This is a genomic window from Chloroflexus sp. (assembly GCF_034435895.1).
GTDB lineage: Bacteria > Chloroflexota > Chloroflexia > Chloroflexales > Chloroflexaceae > Chloroflexus.
Genome location: NZ_DAOTWH010000262.1, coordinates 25,774 through 32,447, shown reverse-complemented (window position 1 = coordinate 32,447; position 6,674 = coordinate 25,774). Strand labels below are relative to the sequence as shown.

The 6,674-nt window shown below is 57.8% G+C and carries 8 protein-coding genes; 2 read left to right on the top strand and 6 right to left on the bottom strand.

Features of this window, described 5'->3' with window-relative positions; genetic code table 11:
• Positions 1-715 (top strand): dihydrolipoamide acetyltransferase family protein (locus U9R81_RS15150; protein ID WP_322496268.1); only part of this gene is annotated, 715 nt, incomplete at its 5' end.
• Positions 716-756: 41 nt separating this feature from the next.
• On the opposite strand, the gene U9R81_RS15145 is transcribed toward U9R81_RS15150, so the two are convergent.
• Entirely contained in the window at positions 757-2,169 is a 1,413-nt protein-coding gene (locus U9R81_RS15145; protein ID WP_416180975.1) for an HNH endonuclease family protein, read from the bottom strand.
• Between the two features lie 47 nt (positions 2,170-2,216).
• Positions 2,217-2,516, bottom strand: a complete 300-nt coding sequence (locus tag U9R81_RS15140) for a DUF262 domain-containing protein (RefSeq protein ID WP_322496267.1) — start codon at positions 2,514-2,516, stop codon at positions 2,217-2,219.
• 196 nt (positions 2,517-2,712) lie between these two features.
• Here U9R81_RS15140 and U9R81_RS15135 point away from each other — a divergent pair, with 196 nt between their 5' ends.
• Entirely contained in the window at positions 2,713-3,132 is a 420-nt protein-coding gene (locus tag U9R81_RS15135) for a hypothetical protein (RefSeq protein WP_322496266.1), read from the top strand.
• A gap of 728 nt (positions 3,133-3,860) precedes the next feature.
• Here the strand turns inward: U9R81_RS15135 and fabZ are convergent.
• From fabZ to U9R81_RS15115, 4 genes are read right to left on the bottom strand one after another with little or no spacing between them, the layout of a single operon-like run.
• Positions 3,861-4,283, bottom strand: coding sequence for a 3-hydroxyacyl-ACP dehydratase FabZ (fabZ, locus tag U9R81_RS15130; RefSeq protein ID WP_322496265.1), 423 nt, complete (start codon positions 4,281-4,283; stop codon positions 3,861-3,863).
• Positions 4,284-4,313: 30 nt separating this feature from the next.
• On the bottom strand, positions 4,314-5,075 hold the full coding sequence (locus U9R81_RS15125) for a class I SAM-dependent methyltransferase (protein WP_322496264.1): 762 nt from the start codon (positions 5,073-5,075) through the stop codon (positions 4,314-4,316).
• Between the two features lie 30 nt (positions 5,076-5,105).
• Positions 5,106-5,591: a hypothetical protein gene (locus U9R81_RS15120; RefSeq protein ID WP_322496263.1), complete on the bottom strand. Its 486-nt coding sequence runs from the start codon at positions 5,589-5,591 to the stop codon at positions 5,106-5,108.
• A 12-nt stretch (positions 5,592-5,603) separates the two neighbouring features.
• Complete coding sequence (locus tag U9R81_RS15115; RefSeq protein ID WP_322496262.1) at positions 5,604-6,662, bottom strand: sortase; 1,059 nt, start codon at positions 6,660-6,662, stop codon at positions 5,604-5,606.
• Positions 6,663-6,674: the final 12 nt, after the last annotated feature.

The following is a 6,674-nucleotide window of genomic DNA, read 5'->3' as shown; positions in this document are numbered from 1 at the left end:
CCCGGCGCCGGTCGAGATTCCCGCCGACGCCGAACTGGTGCCGCTGACGCCAATGCGGCGCAGCATCGCCGAGCACATGGCTCGCTCGGTGCGCACTGCGCCGCACGTGACCACGGTGATGGAGGTCGATCTGAGCCGGGTGCTCGCGCACCGCGCTGCCCATCAAGAAGCCTTCAACCGGCAAGGGGTGCGCTTGACTCTCACCCCCTACTTCGTGATGGCGACCGTGGCCGGTCTGCAAGCGACGCCGGTCTTCAACGGCAGCTTCACCGAGCAAGGCATCGTGATGCACCGCCGGATCAACATCGGCGTAGCGGTGGCGCTCAATGAAGGCTTGCTGGTGCCGGTTATTCCCGACGCCGACGAGAAGAATCTGCTCGGTCTGGCCCGCGCTGTCAACGATCTTGCCGAGCGGGCGCGCACCAAACGGCTGCGGCCTGAAGAGACCCACGGCGGCACCTTTACCATCACGAACCACGGCGTCACCGGCAGCCTGTTTGCCACACCGATCATCAACCAGCCGCAAGCCGGGATTCTCGGCATCGGCGCAGTGGTCAAGCGTCCGGTCGTCATCACCCAAAACGGGCTTGACGCCATCGCGATTCGCCCGCTCTGCTACCTCTCCTTTACCTTCGACCACCGGATCGCCGACGGTGCTACCGCCGATCGCTTCCTCGCCACGGTCAAGCAGCGGCTCGAACAGTGGGAAGGATGAACGGAACCTAAGCGCGCATGCTACGCGAAGATGGCATTGCTCTATGTGACCTTGCCGTCTTCGCGTGGTTTCATCCAGTGCCAACCCGCGTCAATGCGCCAAACCATCGTAGCAGTGCGCGCCAACTTACGTTGGCGGTGTTCGAGCAACTCCATCGTCCATTCCTCTGGCGCCAGATCAGCAACTTCTCTGGTCAATTGATAGGCACTCTTCCGGTAGATGTCCACCTTTTCGCGATAACTGGCATTGCCGGCGCGCCGGTTATCCGGTGCAGAGAGCAGCGTGAGATTGCCTAAGCGGTATACAGCAGCTTCCCATTGGGATTGAGGAAACGTCTGTTCCCACTCTTGGCTCGGATTTTCGGGCAGAATATGTTCAATCGAACCCGGATCGGTATCAGGATCGCAATGGCGGCCAGAACGATAGCTTTCGAGCATTGCCAAGATATATTTGACCAGCTTTTTGCGTTGACCGTTGGTTGAAATGGCCAAGGTAGCAAAATCATTCTCGAATTCATCGTCTTTCACGTAAATCGGACGCAATAACTCAAACACTGCCGCCGGAGTTTTGGCTTGATGAGCGATGATAGCTTTGGCTGCTTCGTGATATACCGGTTCCAATCCGTTAGGGTTTAATGCGCTGACTACAGTGTAGCGAAAAGAAATGATCGAAACCATCCTAAGCATACTGACAAAATTAGCAGGATTATCAGGCATCCATCGTTCCCAAGCGGCAAATAGCACTGGGGTCATCTGGCGCACACGAAATAGGTTGAGTTCGCGAATGTATGGTCGGGCCTCACTAAGAGCAAGCCAGAATCCGTGATTTGGATCTGACAAGGCGGCGAATAGCTCAGCCCGTGACTCAAGCACGGAGAGGAGCGTGAATACCTCAACCGGATCGCGCACTCGTTCGCGAATGAGTTTAAAGAGTCGTTGGCTGCGCACTTGAGAGAGTTCGCAGAGCAAGTGATAACGCAAAAATTCAGGGAAACGCTCCGGGGTTACAGTGTCAATCAGTTTTTGCCAACGCCGTTGCAGCGCTTCTTGATCAGCTTTTACCTTGACCAATGAGAAAAGATAATTTTTGATCAAATCGGTTGTGGTTAGCTCTAATCCTCGCGCATTCAACGTTTCAAATACAGTGTATGCGCTGAGATCATCGGCGACAGTAATAAGAATGAATAACAATTGACGAGCGATTGTCTCAGATAATAAACGAGTGAGTTCAATGCCATTCTGTTGAATATCGCGTAAATCGCCGAGGCGCTCCTTGAAATATTGAAAACATTGCCACAACAATCGATTAGATCTTGGCAAACCGCGGGGATTAAGCGGTTTACGCAACTGCACTAGATAGTCTTGATAAAATGGATTATCAGTTTCGTTCAGTGTCAGCCGGCTACTCTCGATTAACGAGGCCGGATCGCGCTCACCGATAAACCGGTTACGCAATTCCTTGGCCCGTTCACGATTGTTATCCTCATCAATCCCTTGTTGAGCTAAATCACTAACCGATCTATCACCGCCAACGCCAAGATACTGAGCGTTGCCATGCGTTGTTGACCATCAATAATCAACAGATCGTGATCGCCGCTCGCCTCTTGTACAACCAAAGCGCCCATATAATGATATTCACTTGTTTGCTGGCGCAAGGCGAGAATATCGTTCCACAAATCTTCCCATTGTTCTTCCGACCACGAATAATCACGCTGATATGGCGGCACGCGATAGCGTTTCCCGTTTCCGATCAGCTCAAGAAAGCTGATCGTGCGCGTATTGAGCATTGTTGCACGGCTCATAGCCGACCTCGCGAATATAAGGATAGTTTTCTAGATCATAGCATATTCAGCTAGTCTGCTATGGCCATGCAAAATTGGTTCACCTCACCACCACTCTCACCCATAACCCTTCTGACAGGCTTGGCCTGCCCTTAACAATCATCGCCTACAATGGGCATTGTAGAGGTTTTCCTTCACCACCGATAAGGGCAGGACTATGGAACAATGGCGTAACCCGGCGACGGCGCGCATAGCTGGTCAAATCGCGACCGGCGCTTTTGCCCTCGCGATAGTGGGACAGCTTTTGTTGATCAGCGGCGTGATCCCGGTCTCGTGGGCATGGGGCGGGACACAGAAAACGCTCAACCCGACGGTACAGATTGGCGGGGTAGCGGCAATTGCCATGCTAGCCCTATCGGCCTACGCCATCCGGCGGCGCGCCGGGCTTGATGGCACAGGCCGTCCGGGGAGAGGGCTGGTGATCGTGGCGTGGCTGATAACCGCTTACCTGTTCCTGAATACCCTAGCCAATCTCGCTTCGCCAAGCCTCGGCGAAAAACTGTTGTTTGGGCCGGTGGCGCTGGTCGCGGCGCTGTCGTGCTTGGTGGTGGCGTGGTCAAAGCCGGTTGAGCAGTAGCTTGTACCGCGGCGGATGCCAATGATGACATATCTATCCAACACCCTTTATGCCCCTTCGCGCCCTTTGCGTGTAAACGCTCTATGCCTTTGCGCGCTTTGCGCCTTAGCGTTACCCCCGGCCCTGCTTCCAACTCACGACAGGGAGCGTAAGGCATTGCAGGAGCGGAACGCAGCAGCGCCCTTCTCCCGCACCAGTGGGAGAGGGGCTGGGGGTGAGGGTGAACATAAAGCCGCCAAGCGGGTCAAGGCGCAGATGACGTAAACGCAAAGGCGCTAAGAACGCAGAGGACACAGAGGGTTGGGAAGGGGATCATTCTCTGCGCCCTCCGCGTCCTCTGCGGTCAACAACCTACTCCCTCCCCCAGCGGGTTCAAGGGCTGACAGAACATCTGATCCGGAACCCCCGGCCCTAAAGGGCCGGGCTAGGGTTACGAAGCCCGCGGCGTGGGCTGCTGGCCCACACCGCCTAGCCTCCTCGTCCACCTGATGGTGGGCGAGGGGAATCCGATATTGGTGGGATAGACACTGCTCCCGCGGAACGCAGCAGCGACCCTCTCCCGCACCAGTGGGAGAGGGGACGGGGGTGAGGGTCAACACTAAGCCGCCAAGCGGGCCAAGGCGCAGAGAGTTTTAGCGCAAAAGGCGCAAAGTGGTGTGAACTGATTCGCCTTCTCGGCCTCTGCTGCGCTTTCGCTCTTTACTTATCGGGCCACGGCGCGCCGTGGCCTACTGGAGCGCAAAGAGCAACTCGGCTTCGCACGCCAGTTGATCGGCGACAGTGGCGCGGGCCTGACCCTTGCCGATCCCGCGCCGCATCCGTTCGAGCTGCACTTCCAGCCGCAGGGTATCGCCGGGGCGCACCACCCGCTTAAAGCGCGCGCCGTCAATCCCGGCAAAGAGCACCAGCTTGCCAGCGTTTTCGGGCAGGCTCAGCGCCGCCACTGCGCCAGTTTGGGCCAGCGCCTCTAGGATCAGCACGCCGGGCATAATCGGGTTGCCGGGGAAATGGCCCTGAAAGTAGGGTTCATTCACCGAAACCAACTTCTCACCCACCGCGCGCACCCCCGGCTCCAGCTCGACAATCCGATCAACCAACAGAAACGGATACCGGTGTGGTATCAGGGCCATAATCTCTTGGATCGACAGCATACGAGCGTGCTCCTTCAGCAACAACGCCGCCTAACGGCGCGGCGAGGCCACCGCTATCAAACGCGGGCTCGCCGAAGTGTACGGTTCCAAATCGTAATTGCCATAGATAGCGCGGAGGGTAAAGCCGGCCCGCGCCAGCAGATGTTCCAGCTCAAAGCGGTAGAGCCAGCGCATCGTAAACTGCATCGTACGCCGGGTCAATGCGCCGTCAGCCGCCGTTTCGTCGTAGATGAAAGTGACATGGCTGATCTGTTCGGCGGCATCGCTCTCGATCACGACGAATTTTTGCACATAGCGGCCATCGAGTTCGTAGCTGCGCTCGAGCTGCATCCGGCCATCTTCACGGGTAATGGTCAGCGGATCGGGGTTAAACAGATCGATGATCAGCGTCCCTTTGCGGGTAAGCGCCCGGCGCACCGCCGCTAGTGCTGCAAGCTGATCTTCAATCGTGGTTAAGTGCATGAACGAATTAACCGCCACAAACGCCAATGGAAAATGGTTTTCTGGCAAGACTACGCCGCGCACATCGGCTTCGATCAGCGTCACCCGATCGGCCAAGCCTTCGGCGGCCAGCCGTTCGCTGGCCAACGCCAGCATCACCGGCGAAAGGTCGACGCCGGTGAGACGATAACCGGCACTGGCCAACGACACGAGGACTCGCCCTGTCCCACACATCAATTCCAGAATCGGATCACCAGTGCGGCGCGCCCACTCGCGGTAAAAGGGCACATCATCGTGAAAATGGCGAAAATCGGCATCGTAATACCGAGCAAAAGAATCGTACAGATTCATGCGTTTTCTTCAGGCAAAGGAGCAGACCGGTTACGGGTTGGTCAACAAAAACAGCACACCGAACACCAAGCCAATGAATACCACCCCGATAATCCCTATCGTCAAAATCCGCGGATCGATAATTGGCTCGAAACGGGGTGCGCCGGGCAGATTGGTTGACGAAGCCGGCATGCGCGGCGGTTCGGGTGGCGGCGGCGGCATCCGAAACACCTCGTCAGGGTTTGCGGAAGGTAGACGAAAGACTTCACCCTGTGCTGATGGAATGCTGAAGGGGTCATTCTCTTCCGGCATTGACGGCCTGCCACCGCCTTCGCTCGACTGGCGCAGCGCGCCAAATATAACTGAGATGACCACCATCAACACAATCAGGGCAATAAACAGTTCGGTGGTGCCGATTGGCACCCCGGTCTGTTGGGTCAGCCAGCGCGCCAACGGCGGCAGAATAGACGGCCCCAGAATAAACAGCAGGAACACGAGCCAGCCAATCCAGCCCGATCCACGACGGCGTTGTTCCATAGCTCCCCCTTCTCACAAGCCGGCGACTGGCGTAGCGCGCACAATCAGGCGATGCGAGTAGACGCCAATCGGCACACAGGTAATGAGGGTCAAGGTTTCGCTGCTGGTAGGCGCCAGCACCCACGTCTCTTCCGGCAGGACGGTGACAACTTCGCGCACAATATAGCGGCGGTCGCTGCCGTTCACCGTGACCAACACCTCGTCGCCAACCGCAATCGCCGGCAGTTGATGAAAGATGATGCCGCGATAGCCGACATGCCCGGCAATGACAATGTTGCCGCTCGTGCCGGGATACCCGCTGATCGGCCAGTAATGGACTGCCGTGTAGCGCGGCACATCCCACGCGCCGAACGAGAAGCCGGCGCTGACCACCTCGGTATCAACCCCGATCCGGGGCACGCGCACGCGAGTAGGGCGCACGGCAGCCCACGCGGCATCGACGGTTTTCACCGGCGCGAGTGTCCATTCCGGCGCCGGATGGGCAGCCAACCATGCACGCCCCAAATGGCCCAGCAACACCTGATAGCGCGGCGGGTTTTGGGGATGCCACTCGAAACGGGCTCGCTCGAAATATTGCACCAGCCGGGGTTGGCCATTCTCATCACTAATCTCAAACGGCTCCGACAGCGGGTAGCCGAAGGTAGGCAAGCCGCCGTTCCACCACCAAAAGGTGCGGAATGCGCCGCTCAGGCTATGGCCGGTTTCAGGGAAGAAATCGGCATTGGCCGGCGCCGCCGGCAGTGGGGTGAAGGCAGGATGATCAGCATACGCCGCCGCCGCCCACCGCCCCAGATGCCCCACCTGCACCAGCGCCAAATCGGCATGCCACTCGAAGCGGGCCCGCTCGAAATACTGCACCGGACGGCCATCTTCAATGAATACTTCGGTCAGCGGGTAGCCAAAGATCGGCAACCCTCCCTGCCGGTCATAAAACTCGCGGAACGCATAAGCCAAGGTATGCCCCGTCTCGCGGAAGAGCACCGGCGTGCCGGCGGCGGTATTGGCAGCCGCTGGCAGCGGCCCTAATCCGATTAGCAGTGCGATCAAGCAGAGGATGAGTAGTCGACGCATAACTGCATTGTA

Bases quoted from the DNA above. Each gene is read 5' to 3' on its own strand.
- U9R81_RS15125 (WP_322496264.1), bottom strand. From the start codon at position 5,075: ATGAATCTGTACGATTCTTTTGCTCGGTATTACGATGCCGATTTTCGC.
- U9R81_RS15140 (WP_322496267.1), bottom strand. From the start codon at position 2,516: ATGAGCCGTGCAACAATGCTCAATACGCGCACGATCAGCTTTCTTGAG.
- U9R81_RS15135 (WP_322496266.1), top strand. From the start codon at position 2,713: ATGGAACAATGGCGTAACCCGGCGACGGCGCGCATAGCTGGTCAAATC.
- fabZ (WP_322496265.1), bottom strand. From the start codon at position 4,283: ATGCTGTCGATCCAAGAGATTATGGCCCTGATACCACACCGGTATCCG.
- U9R81_RS15120 (WP_322496263.1), bottom strand. From the start codon at position 5,591: ATGGAACAACGCCGTCGTGGATCGGGCTGGATTGGCTGGCTCGTGTTC.
- U9R81_RS15115 (WP_322496262.1), bottom strand. From the start codon at position 6,662: ATGCGTCGACTACTCATCCTCTGCTTGATCGCACTGCTAATCGGATTA.